The 17147-nt window shown below is 51.6% G+C and carries 16 protein-coding genes; 15 read left to right on the plus strand and 1 reads right to left on the minus strand.

The window, feature by feature from the left end; all coding sequences use genetic code 11:
• Nucleotides 1-10 precede the first annotated feature (10 nt).
• Entirely contained in the window at nt 11-97 is an 87-nt protein-coding gene (leuL, locus tag RGV86_RS16375) for a leu operon leader peptide (protein WP_001300467.1), read from the minus strand.
• 658 nt (nt 98-755) lie between these two features.
• Between leuL and leuO the strand changes: the two genes are divergently transcribed.
• From leuO to murG, 15 genes are all read left to right on the plus strand, one after another.
• Nucleotides 756-1700, plus strand: coding sequence for a transcriptional regulator LeuO (gene leuO / locus RGV86_RS16380; RefSeq protein ID WP_085460319.1), 945 nt, complete (start codon nt 756-758; stop codon nt 1698-1700).
• Nucleotides 1701-2017: 317 nt separating this feature from the next.
• A complete protein-coding gene (gene ilvI, locus RGV86_RS16385; protein ID WP_137598368.1) occupies nt 2018-3742 on the plus strand; it encodes an acetolactate synthase 3 large subunit in 1725 nt (574 codons plus the stop codon).
• 2 nt (nt 3743-3744) lie between these two features.
• Nucleotides 3745-4236: an acetolactate synthase small subunit gene (ilvN, locus tag RGV86_RS16390; protein ID WP_010355142.1), complete on the plus strand. Its 492-nt coding sequence runs from the start codon at nt 3745-3747 to the stop codon at nt 4234-4236.
• Nucleotides 4237-4247: 11 nt separating this feature from the next.
• Nucleotides 4248-4334 carry a fruR/shl operon leader peptide gene (locus RGV86_RS16395; protein ID WP_309508496.1) on the plus strand — a complete coding sequence of 29 codons (87 nt, stop codon included), beginning with the start codon at nt 4248-4250 and terminating at the stop codon, nt 4332-4334.
• Between the two features lie 81 nt (nt 4335-4415).
• On the plus strand, nt 4416-5420 hold the full coding sequence (gene cra / locus RGV86_RS16400; protein WP_000762401.1) for a catabolite repressor/activator: 1005 nt from the start codon (nt 4416-4418) through the stop codon (nt 5418-5420).
• A gap of 601 nt (nt 5421-6021) precedes the next feature.
• Nucleotides 6022-6480 carry a division/cell wall cluster transcriptional repressor MraZ gene (gene mraZ, locus RGV86_RS16405; RefSeq protein WP_000488288.1) on the plus strand — a complete coding sequence of 153 codons (459 nt, stop codon included), beginning with the start codon at nt 6022-6024 and terminating at the stop codon, nt 6478-6480.
• A gap of 1 nt (nt 6481) precedes the next feature.
• The gene (rsmH, locus tag RGV86_RS16410) at nt 6482-7423 is read left to right on the plus strand and encodes a 16S rRNA (cytosine(1402)-N(4))-methyltransferase RsmH (RefSeq protein ID WP_000970479.1); all 942 of its coding nucleotides are present in this window, start codon (nt 6482-6484) and stop codon (nt 7421-7423) included.
• Complete coding sequence (ftsL, locus tag RGV86_RS16415) at nt 7420-7785, plus strand: cell division protein FtsL (protein WP_000625658.1); 366 nt, start codon at nt 7420-7422, stop codon at nt 7783-7785. Before rsmH ends, ftsL begins: the two co-directional genes overlap by 4 nt.
• Before the next feature lie 15 nt (nt 7786-7800).
• Nucleotides 7801-9567 (plus strand): peptidoglycan glycosyltransferase FtsI, encoded by a 1767-nt coding sequence (gene ftsI / locus RGV86_RS16420; RefSeq protein ID WP_000642204.1) that lies wholly within the window; start codon nt 7801-7803, stop codon nt 9565-9567.
• Nucleotides 9554-11041 carry a UDP-N-acetylmuramoyl-L-alanyl-D-glutamate--2,6-diaminopimelate ligase gene (gene murE / locus RGV86_RS16425; RefSeq protein ID WP_085460321.1) on the plus strand — a complete coding sequence of 496 codons (1488 nt, stop codon included), beginning with the start codon at nt 9554-9556 and terminating at the stop codon, nt 11039-11041. Before ftsI ends, murE begins: the two co-directional genes overlap by 14 nt.
• Nucleotides 11038-12396, plus strand: coding sequence for a UDP-N-acetylmuramoyl-tripeptide--D-alanyl-D-alanine ligase (gene murF, locus RGV86_RS16430; RefSeq protein WP_085460322.1), 1359 nt, complete (start codon nt 11038-11040; stop codon nt 12394-12396). The genes murE and murF overlap by 4 nt, the downstream gene beginning before the upstream one ends.
• On the plus strand, nt 12390-13472 hold the full coding sequence (gene mraY / locus RGV86_RS16435; protein WP_000964122.1) for a phospho-N-acetylmuramoyl-pentapeptide-transferase: 1083 nt from the start codon (nt 12390-12392) through the stop codon (nt 13470-13472). Before murF ends, mraY begins: the two co-directional genes overlap by 7 nt.
• Before the next feature lie 2 nt (nt 13473-13474).
• A complete protein-coding gene (murD, locus tag RGV86_RS16440) occupies nt 13475-14791 on the plus strand; it encodes a UDP-N-acetylmuramoyl-L-alanine--D-glutamate ligase (RefSeq protein ID WP_309508477.1) in 1317 nt (438 codons plus the stop codon).
• Nucleotides 14791-16035: a cell division protein FtsW gene (gene ftsW / locus RGV86_RS16445; RefSeq protein ID WP_010345404.1), complete on the plus strand. Its 1245-nt coding sequence runs from the start codon at nt 14791-14793 to the stop codon at nt 16033-16035. Before murD ends, ftsW begins: the two co-directional genes overlap by 1 nt.
• Nucleotides 16032-17099: an undecaprenyldiphospho-muramoylpentapeptide beta-N-acetylglucosaminyltransferase gene (murG, locus tag RGV86_RS16450; RefSeq protein ID WP_000016572.1), complete on the plus strand. Its 1068-nt coding sequence runs from the start codon at nt 16032-16034 to the stop codon at nt 17097-17099. The genes ftsW and murG overlap by 4 nt, the downstream gene beginning before the upstream one ends.
• The last annotated feature ends 48 nt before the right edge of the window (nt 17100-17147 follow it).

Here is a 17147-nt window from a genome sequence, read left to right on the forward strand (position 1 = left end):
GCGTGCTGGCTTAATGCTGAATGCCGCTCACTCGTCTACCGCGCAAAGAAGATGCGTTTAGTAGTAGTAGACCGATAAAGCGAACGATGTGAGTCATTAAATCAGCTCCAGATGAATGCGATATGCTTTTAGAGTTACTGGATACAAAAACGGATGTCAACCCTGACGCAACAAAAACGTCCCGTCAGTGTGAGTTCTGCATGAGTTGAATTAGCTAATTGTGCTGCGCGGGTTAAAACAGTCGATATTAATTTCTGCTTAACCACACATACCTTTCATTGGTGGACATACTTCAGAATAATTTATGGCATTTAATCAATGAGGTAAGAAGGAGGGAAATTTATTCTTTACCCTATCTATCCTGATGATTTGTATTGAATTATATTTTGAGTGAATGTTTTGATATTGATTTTATGAATATTATTGATCGATTAATGTTAAGAATTAATGCATCAAATATATAAATGAATTATTAAATGCGCACGTTTAATCCATTTTTTGGATGATTGAGTATTCGCGGAACTTATGATTAGATTGTTTTCGCAACAAAAACATTATGGATTATTATGCTGTGGTGAATGACTCTTCGCACGGCAATGGATTCTGTTTTTATCAGAACCCGTATCTTTATGTTTTCCTAATTTTACGCATTTTTCTTTTTCTTATTTTATATGCATGGTAAATCATATTTTTCAGGATTATTTCTCTGCATTCCAATAAGGGAAAGGGAGTTAAGTGTGACAGTGGAGTTAACTATGTCAGAGGTAAAAACAGATCATCCAGAAATTGCGGAGTTAAGTAAGCCACAGCTACGCATGGTCGATCTAAACTTATTAACCGTTTTCGATGCCGTGATGCAGGAGCAGAACATTACCCGTGCCGCGCATGTTCTGGGCATGTCGCAACCTGCGGTCAGTAACGCTGTTGCACGCCTGAAGGTGATGTTTAATGACGAGCTTTTTGTTCGTTATGGGCGTGGTATCCAACCGACTGCCCGCGCTTTTCAACTTTTTGGCTCTGTGCGTCAGGCGCTGCAATTAGTGCAAAACGAATTACCAGGTTCAGGTTTTGAGCCGGCCAGCAGCGAACGTGTATTCCATCTTTGCGTTTGCAGCCCGTTAGATAGCATTCTTACCTCGCAGATTTATAATCACATTGAGCAAATCGCGCCAAATATTCATGTGATATTCAAGTCTTCATTAAATCAGAACACCGAACATCAGCTACGTTATCAGGAAACGGAGTTTGTTATTAGTTATGAAGACTTCCATCGTCCTGAATTTACCAGTGTGCCATTATTTAAAGATGAAATGGTGCTGGTAGCCAGCAAGAACCATCCGACTATTAAAGGCACATTACTGAAACATGACGTTTATAACGAACAACATGCGGCGGTTTCGCTTGATCGTTTCGCGTCATTTAGTCAACCGTGGTATGACACGGTAGATAAGCAAGCCAGTATCGCGTATCAGGGCATGGCAATGATGAGCGTTCTTAGCGTGGTGTCGCAAACGCATCTGGTTGCTATTGCGCCGCGTTGGCTGGCTGAAGAGTTCGCTGAGTCCTTAGAGTTACAGGTATTACCGCTGCCATTAAAACAAAATAGCAGAACCTGTTACCTCTCCTGGCATGAGGCTGCCGGGCGTGATAAAGGCCATCAATGGATGGAAGAGCAATTAGTCTCTATTTGTAAACGTTAAACAAAGGCAGAATAAATCAGGCGCGTAATTCTGGTTTATTCTGCATTTTTTATTAAATGTAGAATTTTATTCTGAATACATGTTTGCCCTGATTTTAGAAATAATGAAAAAATAGAGAAATTGCTGTAACTGGTCGAATTTGACCGATTTATTATCAATTCTGTCCGCCATTCTGGATTATTTTATCGTTTATTTTCTCCTTTCCTCCTGTTTATTCTTATTTCTTCACGCTTGTGACTCTGCTTGTCAATTGCTTAAGCAAGATCGGACGGTTAATGTGTTTTACACATTTTTTCCGCCAAATAGTGAGGCAAGCCATGGAGATGTTGTCTGGAGCCGAGATGGTCGTCCGATCGCTTATCGATCAGGGCGTTAAGCAAGTATTCGGTTATCCCGGAGGCGCGGTCCTTGATATTTACGATGCATTGCATACCGTGGGCGGTATTGATCACGTATTAGTTCGTCATGAGCAGGCAGCGGTACATATGGCCGATGGCCTGGCGCGCGCGACCGGAGAAGTGGGCGTTGTGCTGGTGACATCGGGTCCTGGAGCCACCAACGCAATTACCGGTATCGCCACCGCCTATATGGACTCCATTCCGCTGGTTATCCTTTCCGGGCAGGTGGCAACCTCGTTGATAGGTTACGATGCCTTTCAGGAGTGTGACATGGTGGGAATTTCCCGGCCGGTGGTTAAACACAGTTTTCTGGTTAAGCAAACGGAAGACATTCCGCAGGTGCTGAAAAAGGCTTTCTGGCTGGCGGCAAGCGGGCGTCCTGGTCCGGTGGTGGTTGATTTACCGAAAGATATTCTTAATCCGGCGAACAAATTACCTTACGTCTGGCCGGAATCGGTCAGTATGCGCTCGTATAACCCGACAACGTTGGGTCATAAAGGGCAGATTAAACGCGCATTACAAACGCTGGCTGCGGCGAAAAAACCGGTTGTTTACGTAGGCGGTGGTGCAGTGACTGCGGCTTGCCATCAACAACTCAAACAGATTATTGAGCAACTTAATCTTCCTGTCGTCTCGTCATTAATGGGATTAGGCGCGTTTCCGGCAACGCATCGTCAGGCGCTGGGAATGTTGGGAATGCACGGCACTTACGAAGCCAATATGACAATGCATAATGCGGATGTGATTTTTGCCGTTGGCGTACGCTTTGATGACCGCACTACTAACAATCTGGCAAAGTACTGCCCAAATGCGACGGTGTTACATATTGATATTGATCCAACCTCTATCTCAAAAACCGTGACCGCCGACATCCCGATTGTTGGCGATGCGCGGCTGGTGTTGGATCAAATGCTGGAGTTGTTATCACAAGAAACGTCTTCGCAACCACTGGATGAGATCCGCGACTGGTGGCAGAAAATTGAACAGTGGCGCGCTCGCCAGTGCCTGAAATACGACACTCAGAGCGAAAAGATTAAACCGCAGGCGGTGATAGAGACGCTCTGGCGACTGACGAAGGGGGACGCTTACGTTACGTCCGACGTCGGGCAGCACCAGATGTTCGCCGCACTTTATTATCCTTTCGACAAACCGCGTCGCTGGATCAACTCCGGTGGCCTCGGCACCATGGGGTTTGGTTTACCTGCGGCGCTGGGCGTCAAAATGGCGTTGCCGGAAGAAACTGTGGTCTGCGTTACTGGCGACGGCAGTATTCAGATGAATATTCAGGAGCTGTCTACAGCCTTGCAATACGAGCTTCCGGTGCTGGTGGTGAATCTTAATAACCGCTATCTGGGGATGGTGAAACAGTGGCAGGACATGATCTATTCCGGCCGTCATTCACAATCTTATATGCAATCTCTGCCAGATTTCGTCCGCCTGGCAGAAGCCTATGGTCATGTTGGTATCCAGATTTCGCGCCCGGATGAGCTGGAAAGTAAACTTGGCGAGTCGCTGGAACAGGTACGAAATAATCGCCTGGTATTTGTTGATGTCACCGTCGATGGCAGTGAGCACGTTTATCCGATGCAGATTCGCGGGGGCGGAATGGATGAAATGTGGTTAAGCAAAACGGAGAGAACCTGATTATGCGCCGGATATTATCAGTATTACTCGAAAATGAATCAGGCGCGTTATCCCGCGTGATCGGCCTTTTTGCCCAGCGTGGCTATAACATTGAAAGCCTGACCGTTGCGCCAACCGACGATCCGACATTATCGCGCATGACTATCCAGACCGTGGGCGATGAAAAAGTGCTTGAGCAAATCGAAAAGCAATTACACAAGCTGGTCGATGTGTTGCGCGTGAGCGAGCTAGGGCAGGGCGCGCACGTTGAGCGGGAGATTATGCTGGTGAAAATTCAGGCCAGCGGCTATGGACGTGACGAAGTGAAACGCAATACGGAAATATTTCGTGGGCAAATCATTGATGTCACGCCTTCGCTTTATACCGTTCAACTGGCAGGCACCAGCGATAAACTCGACGCATTTTTAGCATCGATTCGCGATGTGGCGAAAATTGTTGAAGTTGCCCGCTCCGGCGTCGTCGGTCTTTCGCGCGGCGATAAAATAATGCGTTGAGAATGATCTCAATGTGCAATTTGCAGCCCAATAAGTCACGTTGGGCTTTTTTTGCGAATTTAGTAGGAATCTGGAATAAAAGCAGTTGCCGCAGTTAATTTTCTGCGCTTAGATGTTAATGAATTTAATCCATACCAGTACAATGGTTATGGTTTTTACATTTTACGCAAGGGGCAATTGTGAAACTGGATGAAATCGCTCGGCTGGCGGGAGTGTCGCGGACCACTGCAAGCTATGTTATTAACGGCAAAGCGAAGCAATACCGTGTGAGCGACAAAACCGTTGAGAAAGTCATGGCCGTGGTGCGTGAGCACAATTACCACCCGAATGCCGTGGCGGCTGGGCTTCGTGCTGGACGCACACGTTCTATTGGTCTTGTTATCCCCGATCTTGAGAACACAAGTTATACCCGCATTGCTAACTATCTTGAACGCCAGGCGCGTCAACGCGGCTATCAGCTACTCATTGCTTGTTCCGAAGATCAGCCAGACAACGAAATGCGTTGTATTGAGCATCTTTTACAGCGTCAGGTCGATGCCATCATTGTTTCGACTTCGCTGCCGCCAGAGCATCCTTTCTATCAACGCTGGGCTAATGACCCGTTCCCAATTGTCGCGCTGGATCGCGCCCTCGATCGTGAACATTTCACCAGCGTGGTTGGTGCCGACCAGGATGATGCCGAAATGTTGGCGGAAGAGTTACGTAAGTTTCCGGCCGAAACAGTACTTTATCTTGGCGCGCTGCCGGAGCTTTCTGTCAGCTTCCTGCGTGAGCAGGGTTTCCGAACTGCCTGGAAAGATGATCCGCGCGAAGTGCATTTCCTTTATGCCAATAGCTATGAGCGGGAAGCTGCTGCCCAGTTATTCGAAAAATGGCTGGAAACGCATCCGATGCCGCAGGCGCTGTTCACTACCTCTTTTGCATTGTTGCAGGGAGTGATGGATGTCACGTTGCGTCGCGATGGTAAACTGCCTTCCGATCTGGCGATTGCCACCTTTGGCGATAACGAATTGCTCGACTTCTTACAATGTCCTGTGCTGGCCGTGGCTCAGCGTCATCGGGATGTCGCTGAGCGCGTGCTGGAGATTGTCCTGGCGAGTCTGGACGAGCCGCGTAAGCCAAAACCAGGCTTAACGCGCATCAAACGAAATCTCTATCGTCGCGGCGTACTCAGTCGTAGCTAAACGTTAAACAAAAAATGATGCGCCGGTTGATTGCGGCTGGCGCATTGAGTACGTAATTGGACATCAATATCCTTTATGTAAATAAGACTATTCCTGACTATTATCCATAAGACCTTCTAAATATCTCACCAATTAACTTCATTCGATGTGCTTAATGATAATTAAGTCGTAACGATGGATTGCGATTGCATTATTTTGTTACATGCAAATCGGCAATTGCCGATTAAACAAACACTTTTCTAATCTTTTACGCAAAGTCGCTGACGTCAGGCATGGCGCGTGCGCAACAGGGACTGTTATCCGGGGGCGATATGTCCTAAAATGCCGCTCGCGTCGCAAACTGACACTTTATATTTTCATTAAGGAAAAAGAAGTCGTTTTTAAAACGGTAATGATGAGTGGGATTTTTTCTTACAACTATTCATAACGTTAATTTGCTTCGTTCGTTGGGCGATTTTTAAACAATGCAGATATTAGTCGTAAACATCGGGTTTTTTGCTTCGGTAAGGAATGTTCCTGGCTTGACAAGCTTTTCCTCCGCTCCGTAAACTCCTTTTAGTGGGAATTTGTGGGATAAAGTGGTAATTGGGGGAAGACTGGCATGTTCCGGGGAGCAACGTTAGTCAATCTCGACAGTAAAGGGCGCTTATCGGTGCCCACCCGTTATCGGGAAGAGCTGCTCGGGAACGCTGCCGGTCAAATGGTGTGTACCATTGACATTCATCACCCATGTCTGCTGCTTTACCCCCTTCCTGAATGGGAAATTATCGAGCAAAAATTATCGCGTCTGTCGAGCATGAACCCGGTTGAGCGCCGTGTGCAGCGCCTTCTGTTAGGTCATGCCAGCGAATGTCAGATGGATGGCGCAGGTCGATTGTTAATCGCGCCAGTACTGCGGCAACATGCCGGGCTGACAAAAGAAGTGATGTTGGTTGGACAGTTCAATAAGTTTGAACTGTGGGATGAAACAACCTGGCATCAACAAGTCAGGGAAGATATCGACGCAGAACAGTTGGCTACCGAAAACTTATCGGAGCGGCTGCAGGACTTGTCTCTATAAAATGATGGAAAACTATAAACACACTACGGTGCTGCTGGATGAAGCCGTAAATGGCCTCAATATCCGTCCTGACGGTATCTACATTGATGGAACTTTTGGTCGCGGTGGTCACTCACGTCTGATCCTCTCGCAGCTTGGCGAAGAGGGACGTTTGCTGGCGATCGATCGCGATCCGCAGGCTATTGCCGTTGCGAAGACTATTGATGATCCGCGCTTCTCCATCATACATGGACCTTTCTCCGCGCTGGGCGAATACGTCGCCGAGCGTGATCTTATCGGCAAGATTGACGGCATTCTCCTCGATCTTGGCGTCTCTTCACCACAACTCGATGATGCTGAACGCGGTTTTTCCTTTATGCGCGATGGCCCGCTGGACATGCGTATGGATCCGACGCGCGGTCAATCCGCTGCTGAATGGCTACAAACTGCCGAAGAAGCCGATATCGCCTGGGTATTGAAAACGTATGGCGAAGAACGTTTCGCTAAACGTATTGCGCGCGCCATTGTCGAGCGTAACCGCGAACAGCCGATGACACGCACCAAAGAACTGGCAGAAGTGGTGGCGGCGGCAACGCCGGTGAAGGACAAATTCAAACATCCCGCGACCCGTACCTTCCAGGCGGTGCGCATCTGGGTAAACAGTGAACTGGAGGAGATAGAGCAGGCGCTAAAAAGCTCGCTCAACGTGCTGGCGCCAGGTGGGCGGCTTTCGATCATCAGTTTTCATTCGCTGGAAGACCGTATTGTGAAACGCTTTATGCGTGAAAACAGTCGTGGTCCGCAGGTTCCGGCAGGATTACCGATGACCGAAGAGCAGCTCAAAAAACTGGGTGGCCGTCAGTTGCGAGCACTAGGCAAGTTGATGCCGGGCGAAGAAGAGGTGGCAGAGAACCCTCGCGCCCGTAGTTCAGTTCTGCGTATTGCAGAGAGGACGAACGCATGATCAGCAGAGTGACAGAAGCTCTAAGCAAAGTTAAAGGATCGATGGGAAGTCACGAGCGCCATGCCTTGCCTGGCGTCATTGGTGACGATCTTTTGCGATTTGGGAAGCTGCCACTCTGCCTGTTCATTTGCATTATTTTGACGGCGGTGACTGTGGTGACCACAGCACACCATACCCGTTTGCTGACCGCTCAGCGCGAACAATTGGTGCTGGAGCGAGACGCTTTAGACATTGAATGGCGCAACCTGATTCTTGAAGAGAATGCGCTCGGCGACCATAGCCGGGTGGAAAGGATCGCCACGGAGAAGCTGCAAATGCAGCATGTCGATCCATCACAAGAAAATATCGTAGTGCAAAAATAAGGATAAACGCGACGCATGAAAGCAGCGGCGAAAACGCAGAAACCAAAACGTCAGGAAGAACATGCCAACTTTATCAGTTGGCGTTTTGCGTTGTTATGCGGCTGTATTTTACTGGCGCTGGCTTTTCTGCTCGGGCGCGTAGCGTGGTTACAGGTTATCTCCCCGGATATGCTGGTTAAAGAGGGCGACATGCGCTCTCTTCGCGTTCAACAAGTATCCACCTCACGCGGCATGATTACTGACCGCTCTGGTCGCCCATTAGCAGTAAGTGTGCCGGTAAAAGCGATCTGGGCTGACCCAAAAGAAGTGCATGACGCTGGTGGTATCAGCGTCGGTGACCGCTGGAAGGCGCTGGCTAACGCGCTTAACATTCCGCTGGATCAGCTCTCAGCCCGCATTAACGCCAACCCGAAAGGACGCTTTATTTATCTGGCGCGTCAGGTAAACCCTGACATGGCGGACTACATCAAGAAACTAAAACTACCGGGGATTCATCTGCGTGAAGAATCTCGCCGTTATTATCCGTCTGGCGAAGTGACCGCTCACCTCATCGGCTTTACCAACGTCGATAGTCAGGGGATTGAGGGTGTCGAGAAGAGTTTCGATAAATGGCTTACCGGGCAGCCGGGCGAACGCATTGTGCGAAAAGACCGCTACGGTCGCGTAATTGAAGATATTTCTTCCACCGACAGCCAGGCAGCGCACAACCTGGCGCTGAGTATTGATGAACGCCTGCAGGCGCTGGTTTATCGCGAACTGAACAACGCGGTGGCCTTTAACAAGGCGGAATCCGGTAGTGCCGTGCTGGTGGATGTCAACACCGGTGAAGTGCTGGCGATGGCTAACAGCCCGTCATATAACCCAAACAATCTGAGTGGCACGCCGAAAGAGGCGATGCGTAACCGTACCATCACCGACGTGTTTGAACCAGGTTCAACCGTCAAGCCGATGGTGGTGATGACTGCGCTGCAACGCGGCGTCGTGCGGGAAAACTCGGTACTGAATACCGTTCCTTATCGAATTAACGGCCACGAAATCAAAGACGTGGCGCGCTACAGCGAATTAACCCTGACCGGGGTATTACAGAAGTCGAGTAACGTCGGTGTTTCCAAGCTGGCGTTAGCGATGCCGTCCTCAGCGTTAGTAGACACTTACTCACGTTTTGGACTGGGAAAAGCGACCAATTTGGGGTTGGTCGGAGAACGCAGTGGCTTATATCCTCAAAAACAACGGTGGTCTGACATAGAGAGGGCCACCTTCTCTTTCGGCTACGGGCTAATGGTAACACCGTTACAGTTAGCGCGAGTCTACGCAACTATCGGCAGCTACGGCATTTATCGCCCGCTGTCGATTACTAAAGTTGACCCCCCGGTTCCCGGTGAACGTGTCTTCCCGGAATCCATTGTTCGCACCGTGGTGCATATGATGGAAAGCGTGGCGCTACCGGGCGGCGGTGGCGTGAAGGCGGCGATTAAAGGCTATCGTATCGCCATTAAAACCGGTACTGCGAAAAAGGTCGGGCCGGATGGTCGCTACATCAATAAATATATTGCTTATACCGCAGGCGTTGCGCCTGCGAGTCAGCCGCGCTTCGCGCTGGTTGTTGTTATCAACGATCCGCAGGCGGGTAAATACTACGGCGGCGCCGTTTCCGCGCCGGTCTTTGGTGCCATCATGGGCGGCGTATTGCGTACCATGAACATCGAGCCGGATGCGCTGACAACGGGCGATAAAAATGAATTTGTGATTAATCAAGGCGAGGGGACAGGTGGCAGATCGTAATTTGCGCGACCTTCTTGCTCCGTGGGTGCCAGACGCACCTTCGCGAGCACTGCGAGAGATGACACTCGACAGCCGTGTGGCTGCGGCGGGCGATCTCTTTGTAGCTGTAGTAGGTCATCAGGCGGACGGGCGTCGATATATCCCGCAGGCGATAGCGCAAGGTGTGGCTGCCATTATTGCAGAGGCGAAAGATGAGGCGACCGACGGTGAAATCCGTGAAATGCACGGCGTACCGGTCATCTATCTCAGCCAGCTCAATGAGCGTTTATCTGCACTGGCGGGCCGCTTTTACCATGAACCCTCTGACAATTTACGTCTCGTGGGCGTAACGGGCACCAACGGCAAAACCACGACTACCCAGCTTCTGGCGCAGTGGAGCCAACTGCTTGGCGAAACCAGCGCGGTAATGGGCACCGTTGGTAACGGCCTGCTGGGGAAAGTCATCCCGACGGAAAATACAACCGGATCGGCAGTTGACGTTCAGCATGAGCTGGCGGGGCTGGTGGATCAGGGCGCGACTTTTTGCGCGATGGAAGTTTCCTCCCACGGGCTGGTACAGCACCGTGTGGCGGCATTGAAATTTGCGGCGTCGGTCTTTACCAACTTAAGCCGCGATCACCTTGATTATCATGGTGATATGGAAAACTACGAAGCCGCGAAATGGCTGCTTTATTCTGAGCATCATTGCGGTCAGGCGATTATTAACGCCGACGATGAAGTGGGTCGCCGCTGGCTGGCAAAACTACCAGACGCGGTTGCGGTGTCGATGGAAGACAATATCAATCCGAACTGTCACGGTCGTTGGCTGAAAGTGACCGATGTGAACTATCACGACAGCGGTGCGACTATCCGCTTCACCTCAAGCTGGGGCGATGGCGAAATAGAAAGCCGCCTGATGGGCGCTTTTAACGTCAGCAACCTGATGCTGGCGCTGGCGACACTGCTGGCGCTGGGTTATCCGCTGGCCGATCTGCTAAAAACCGGCGCACGTCTGCAACCGGTTTGCGGACGTATGGAAGTGTTCACTGCGCCAGGCAAACCGACGGTGGTGGTGGATTACGCGCATACGCCGGATGCACTGGAAAAAGCCTTACAGGCGGCGCGTCTGCACTGTGCGGGCAAGCTGTGGTGTGTCTTTGGCTGTGGTGGCGATCGCGATAAAGGTAAGCGTCCACTGATGGGCGCAATTGCCGAAGAGTTTGCTGACGTGGCGGTGGTGACGGACGATAACCCGCGTACCGAAGAACCGCGTGCCATCATCAACGATATTCTGGCGGGAATGTTAGATGCCGGACATGTCAAAGTGATGGAAGGCCGCGCTGAAGCGGTAACGTGCGCCGTTATGCAGGCTAAAGAGAATGATGTGGTGCTGGTCGCGGGCAAAGGCCATGAAGATTATCAGATTGTTGGCAATCAGCGTCTGGACTACTCCGATCGCGTCACGGTGGCGCGTCTGCTGGGGGTGATTGCATGATTAGCGTAACCCTTAGCCAACTTACCGATATTCTCAACGGTGAACTGCAAGGTGCAGATATCACCCTTGATGCTGTAACCACTGACACGCGAAAACTGACGCCGGGCTGCCTGTTTGTTGCCCTGAAAGGCGAACGTTTCGATGCTCATGACTTTGCTGACCAGGCGAAAGCTGGCGGCGCGGGCGCACTATTGGTTAGCCGTCCGCTGGATATCGATCTGCCGCAGTTAATCGTTAAAGATACGCGTCTGGCGTTTGGTGAACTGGCTGCATGGGTTCGCCAGCAAGTTCCGGCGCGCGTGGTTGCTCTGACCGGTTCCTCCGGCAAAACCTCCGTTAAAGAGATGACGGCGGCGATTTTAAGCCAGTGCGGCAACACGCTTTATACGGCAGGCAATCTCAACAACGACATCGGCGTGCCGATGACGCTGTTGCGCTTAACGCCGGAATACGATTACGCAGTTATTGAACTTGGCGCGAACCATCAGGGCGAAATTGCCTGGACAGTTAGCCTGACCCGCCCGGAAGCCGCGCTGGTCAACAACCTGGCGGCGGCGCATCTGGAAGGCTTCGGTTCTTTGGCGGGCGTGGCAAAAGCGAAAGGCGAAATATTTACCGGCCTGCCGGAAAACGGTATCGCCATTATGAATGCCGACAACAACGACTGGTTGAACTGGCAAAGCGTGATTGGCAATCGCAAAGTGTGGCGTTTCTCACCCAATGCCGCCAACAGTGATTTTACCGCCACCAATATTCATGTGACCTCGCACGGTACTGAATTTACGCTGCAAACTCCAACGGGTAGCGTCGATGTTCTGCTGCCGTTGCCGGGGCGTCACAATATTGCGAATGCGCTGGCAGCCGCTGCGCTCTCCATGTCCGTGGGCGCAACGCTTGATGCTATCAAAGCGGGGCTGGCAAATCTGAAAGCTGTTCCAGGCCGTCTGTTCCCCATCCAACTGGCAGAAAACCAGTTGCTGCTCGACGACTCCTACAACGCTAACGTCGGTTCCATGACCGCCGCTGTTCAGGTTCTGGCTGAGATGCCGGGCTACCGTGTACTGGTCGTTGGCGATATGGCGGAACTGGGCGCTGAAAGCGAAGCCTGCCATGTACAGGTGGGCGAAGCGGCAAAAGCTGCCGGTATTGACCGTGTATTAAGCGTGGGTAAACAAAGCCATGCTATCAGCACCGCCAGCGGTGTTGGCGAACATTTTGCTGATAAATCCGCGTTAATTACGCGTCTTAAGTCACTGATTGCAGAGCAACAGGTGATTACGATTTTAGTTAAGGGTTCACGTAGTGCTGCCATGGAAGAGGTAGTACGCGCTTTACAGGAGAATGGGACATGTTAGTTTGGCTGGCCGAACATTTGGTCAAATATTATTCCGGCTTTAACGTCTTTTCCTATCTGACGTTTCGCGCCATCGTCAGCCTGCTGACCGCGCTGTTCATCTCATTGTGGATGGGGCCGCGCATGATTGCTCATCTGCAAAAACTCTCCTTTGGTCAGGTGGTGCGTAACGATGGCCCGGAATCGCACTTCAGCAAGCGCGGTACGCCGACTATGGGCGGGATTATGATCCTGACGGCGATTGTGATCTCCGTACTGCTGTGGGCTTACCCGTCTAACCCGTATGTCTGGTGCGTACTGGTGGTGCTGGTTGGTTACGGCATCATTGGCTTCGTTGATGACTATCGCAAAGTCGTGCGCAAAGACACCAAAGGGTTGATCGCACGCTGGAAGTATTTCTGGATGTCGGTCATTGCGCTGGGTGTTGCTTTCGCTTTGTACCTTGCCGGCAAAGACACGCCAGCAACGCAATTGGTTGTACCGTTCTTTAAAGATGTGATGCCGCAGTTAGGTTTGTTCTACATCCTGCTGGCCTACTTCGTTATTGTCGGCACCGGTAACGCGGTAAACCTGACCGATGGTCTTGATGGCCTGGCGATTATGCCGACCGTATTTGTCGCTGGTGGTTTTGCGCTGGTGGCGTGGGCGACCGGCAACATGAACTTTGCCAGCTATTTACACATACCGTATCTGCGACATGCAGGGGAACTGGTCATTGTCTGTACCGCGATAGTCGGAGCAGGGCTGGGCTTCCTGTGGTTTAACACCTATCCGGCACAGGTCTTTATGGGCGATGTTGGTTCGCTGGCGTTAGGCGGCGCGTTGGGCATTATCGCTGTACTGCTGCGTCAGGAATTCCTGCTGGTGATTATGGGCGGCGTGTTTGTCGTCGAAACCCTGTCGGTTATTTTGCAAGTCGGCTCCTTTAAACTGCGCGGGCAACGTATTTTCCGCATGGCGCCGATTCATCACCACTATGAACTGAAAGGCTGGCCGGAACCGCGCGTCATTGTGCGTTTCTGGATTATTTCGCTGATGCTGGTTCTGATTGGTCTGGCAACGCTGAAGGTACGTTAATCATGGCTGATTACCTGGGTAAAAATGTCGTTATTATCGGCCTGGGCCTCACCGGGCTTTCTTGCGTGGACTTTTTCCTTGCTCGCGGCGTGACGCCGCGCGTAATGGATACGCGTATGACACCGCCTGGCCTGGATAAATTACCCGAAGCGGTGGAGCGCCATACTGGCGGTCTCAATGATGAATGGCTGATGGCGGCAGATCTGATTGTCGCCAGCCCCGGCATTGCGCTGGCGCATCCGTCCCTAAGCGCCGCTGCCGATGCCGGAATTGAAATTGTTGGCGATATCGAGCTGTTCTGCCGCGAAGCACAAGCGCCGATTGTGGCGATCACCGGTTCTAACGGCAAAAGCACTGTTACTACCTTAGTGGGCGAAATGGCGAAAGCAGCAGGTGTTAACGTTGGCGTGGGTGGCAACATTGGCCTGCCAGCCTTGATGCTGCTGGATGCTGAGTGCGAACTGTACGTGCTGGAACTGTCAAGCTTCCAGCTGGAAACGACTTCCAGCTTACAGGCGGTGGCGGCGACCATTCTGAACGTGACTGAAGATCATATGGATCGCTATCCATTTGGTTTACAGCAGTATCGTGCGGCAAAACTGCGTATTTACGAAAACGCAAAAGTTTGCGTGGTTAATGCCGATGATGCCTTAACGATGCCGATTCGCGGTGCAGATGAACGTTGTGTCAGCTTCGGCGTCAATATGGGTGACTATCACCTGAACCATCAGCAGGGTGAAACCTGGCTGCGGGTGAAAGGCGAGAAAGTGTTGAACGTGAAAGAGATGAAACTTTCCGGGCAGCATAACTACACCAATGCGCTGGCAGCACTGGCGCTGGCAGATGCCGCAGGTTTGCCGCGTGCCAGCAGCCTGAAAGCATTAACCACGTTTACCGGTCTTCCGTATCGCTTTGAAGTGGTGCTGGAGCATAACGGTGTGCGCTGGATTAACGATTCGAAAGCGACCAACGTCGGTAGTACCGAAGCGGCGCTGAATGGCCTGCACGTAGACGGCACGCTGCATTTGTTGCTGGGCGGCGATGGTAAATCGGCAGACTTCAGCCCACTGGCGCGCTATCTGAATGGCGATAACGTGCGTCTGTATTGTTTCGGTCGTGATGGCGCACAGTTGGCGGCGTTACGCCCGGAAGTGGCAGAGCAAACCGAAACGATGGAACAGGCGATGCGCTTGCTGGCTCCGCGTGTTCAGCCTGGCGATATGGTTCTGCTCTCCCCGGCATGTGCCAGCCTTGATCAGTTCAAGAACTTTGAACAACGAGGCAATGAGTTTGCTCGTCTGGCGAAGGAGTTAGGTTGATGCGTTTATCTCTCCCTCGCCTGAAAATGCCGCGCCTGCCGGGATTCAGTATCCTGGTCTGGATCTCCACGGCGCTAAAGGGCTGGGTGATGGGCTCGCGGGAAAAAGATACCGACAGCCTGATCATGTACGATCGCACCTTGCTATGGCTGACCTTCGGCCTCGCGGCGATTGGCTTTATCATGGTGACCTCGGCGTCAATGCCCATAGGGCAACGCTTAACCAACGATCCGTTTTTCTTCGCGAAGCGTGATGGCGTCTATCTGATCCTGGCGTTCATTCTGGCGATCATTACGCTGCGTCTGCCGATGGAGTTTTGGCAACGCTACAGTGCCACGATGCTGCTCGGATCAATCATCCTGTTGATGATCGTGCTGGTGGTGGGTAGCTCGGTTAAAGGGGCATCGCGTTGGATCGATCTTGGCTTGTTGCGTATCCAGCCAGCCGAACTGACCAAGCTGTCGCTGTTTTGCTATATCGCCAACTATCTGGTGCGCAAAGGCGACGAAGTGCGTAATAACCTGCGTGGCTTCCTGAAACCGATGGGCGTGATTCTGGTGCTGGCGGTGTTGCTGCTGGCGCAACCAGACCTCGGTACGGTGGTGGTGCTGTTTGTGACCACGCTGGCAATGCTATTCCTGGCGGGGGCGAAATTGTGGCAGTTCATTGCCATTATCGGTATGGGGATTTCAGCGGTTGTGTTGCTGATCCTCGCTGAACCGTACCGTATCCGCCGTGTTACCGCATTCTGGAACCCGTGGGAAGATCCCTTCGGCAGCGGCTATCAGTTAACGCAATCGCTGATGGCGTTTGGTCGCGGCGAACTGTGGGGGCAAGGTTTAGGTAACTCGGTACAAAAACTGGAGTATCTGCCGGAAGCGCACACTGACTTTATTTTCGCCATTATCGGCGAAGAACTGGGGTATATCGGTGTGGTGCTGGCGCTTTTAATGGTATTCTTCGTCGCTTTTCGCGCGATGTCGATTGGTCGTAAAGCGTTAGAAATTGACCATCGTTTTTCCGGTTTTCTCGCTTGTTCAATTGGCATCTGGTTTAGTTTCCAGGCACTGGTTAACGTAGGCGCGGCGGCAGGGATGTTACCGACTAAAGGTTTGACATTGCCGCTAATCAGTTACGGTGGTTCGAGCTTACTGATTATGTCAACAGCCATCATGATGCTGTTGCGTATTGATTATGAAACGCGTCTGGAGAAAGCGCAGGCGTTTGTACGAGGTTCACGATGAGTGGTCAAGGGAAGCGATTAATGGTGATGGCTGGCGGCACTGGCGGACATGTGTTCCCGGGGCTTGCGGTTGCGCATCATTTAATGGCCCAGGGGTGGCAAGTTCGCTGGCTGGGTACTGCCGATCGTATGGAAGCGGACTTAGTACCGAAGCACGGTATCGAGATCGACTTTATTCGTATCTCTGGTCTACGCGGTAAGGGTATTAAAGCGTTACTCGCAGCTCCGTTGCGTATCTTTAACGCCTGGCGTCAGGCGCGGGCGATTATGAAAGCGTATAAACCTGACGTGGTGCTCGGTATGGGCGGCTACGTATCAGGTCCAGGTGGTCTGGCCGCGTGGTCGTTAGGCATTCCGGTCGTACTTCATGAACAAAACGGTATTGCGGGCTTAACCAATAAATGGCTGGCGAAGATTGCGACCAAAGTGATGCAGGCGTTTCCAGGCGCTTTCCCTAATGCGGAAGTGGTGGGTAATCCTGTTCGTACCGATGTGCTGGCGCTGCCGTTGCCGCAGCAACGTTTGGCTGGACGTGAAGGTCCGGTTCGTGTGTTGGTAGTGGGTGGTTCTCAGGGCGCACGCATTCTTAACCAGACAATGCCGCTGGTTGCAGCAAAGCTGGGCGATTCAGTCACTATCTGGCATCAGAGCGGCAAAGGTTCGCAACAATCCGTTGAACAAGCGTATGCCGAAGCAGGGCAACCGCAGCATAAAGTGACGGAATTTATTGATGATATGGCGGCGGCGTATGCGTGGGCGGATGTTGTCGTTTGCCGCTCTGGTGCGTTGACGGTGAGTGAAATCGCTGCGGCGGGGTTACCAGCATTGTTTGTGCCGTTTCAGCATAAAGACCGCCAGCAATACTGGAATGCACTGCCGCTGGAAAAAGCGGGCGCAGCCAAAATTATCGAGCAACCACAGCTTACTGTGGATGCTGTCGCCAACACCCTGGCCGGGTGGTCGCGAGAAACCTTATTAACCATGGCAGAACGCGCCCGTGCTGCATCCATCCCGGATGCCACCGAGCGAGTGGCAAATGAAGTGAGCCGGGCTGCCCGGGCGTAATTGTGGCGATGCCTTTTGCATCGCATGAATTTGAGAAGTTAATGGCGT

Source organism: Escherichia ruysiae (assembly GCF_031323975.1).
In the GTDB taxonomy this organism is placed as follows: domain Bacteria; phylum Pseudomonadota; class Gammaproteobacteria; order Enterobacterales; family Enterobacteriaceae; genus Escherichia; species Escherichia ruysiae.

What these genes read in the sequence shown, in the direction of transcription:
- leuL (WP_001300467.1), bottom strand. Translation starts at nt 97, where the DNA reads ATGACTCACATCGTTCGCTTTATCGGTCTACTACTACTAAACGCATCT.
- leuO (WP_085460319.1), top strand. Translation starts at nt 756, where the DNA reads ATGTCAGAGGTAAAAACAGATCATCCAGAAATTGCGGAGTTAAGTAAG.
- ilvI (WP_137598368.1), top strand. Translation starts at nt 2,018, where the DNA reads ATGGAGATGTTGTCTGGAGCCGAGATGGTCGTCCGATCGCTTATCGAT.
- ilvN (WP_010355142.1), top strand. Translation starts at nt 3,745, where the DNA reads ATGCGCCGGATATTATCAGTATTACTCGAAAATGAATCAGGCGCGTTA.
- RGV86_RS16395 (WP_309508496.1), top strand. Translation starts at nt 4,248, where the DNA reads ATGTGCAATTTGCAGCCCAATAAGTCACGTTGGGCTTTTTTTGCGAAT.
- mraZ (WP_000488288.1), top strand. Translation starts at nt 6,022, where the DNA reads ATGTTCCGGGGAGCAACGTTAGTCAATCTCGACAGTAAAGGGCGCTTA.
- rsmH (WP_000970479.1), top strand. Translation starts at nt 6,482, where the DNA reads ATGATGGAAAACTATAAACACACTACGGTGCTGCTGGATGAAGCCGTA.
- ftsL (WP_000625658.1), top strand. Translation starts at nt 7,420, where the DNA reads ATGATCAGCAGAGTGACAGAAGCTCTAAGCAAAGTTAAAGGATCGATG.
- ftsI (WP_000642204.1), top strand. Translation starts at nt 7,801, where the DNA reads ATGAAAGCAGCGGCGAAAACGCAGAAACCAAAACGTCAGGAAGAACAT.
- murF (WP_085460322.1), top strand. Translation starts at nt 11,038, where the DNA reads ATGATTAGCGTAACCCTTAGCCAACTTACCGATATTCTCAACGGTGAA.
- mraY (WP_000964122.1), top strand. Translation starts at nt 12,390, where the DNA reads ATGTTAGTTTGGCTGGCCGAACATTTGGTCAAATATTATTCCGGCTTT.
- murD (WP_309508477.1), top strand. Translation starts at nt 13,475, where the DNA reads ATGGCTGATTACCTGGGTAAAAATGTCGTTATTATCGGCCTGGGCCTC.
- ftsW (WP_010345404.1), top strand. Translation starts at nt 14,791, where the DNA reads ATGCGTTTATCTCTCCCTCGCCTGAAAATGCCGCGCCTGCCGGGATTC.
- murG (WP_000016572.1), top strand. Translation starts at nt 16,032, where the DNA reads ATGAGTGGTCAAGGGAAGCGATTAATGGTGATGGCTGGCGGCACTGGC.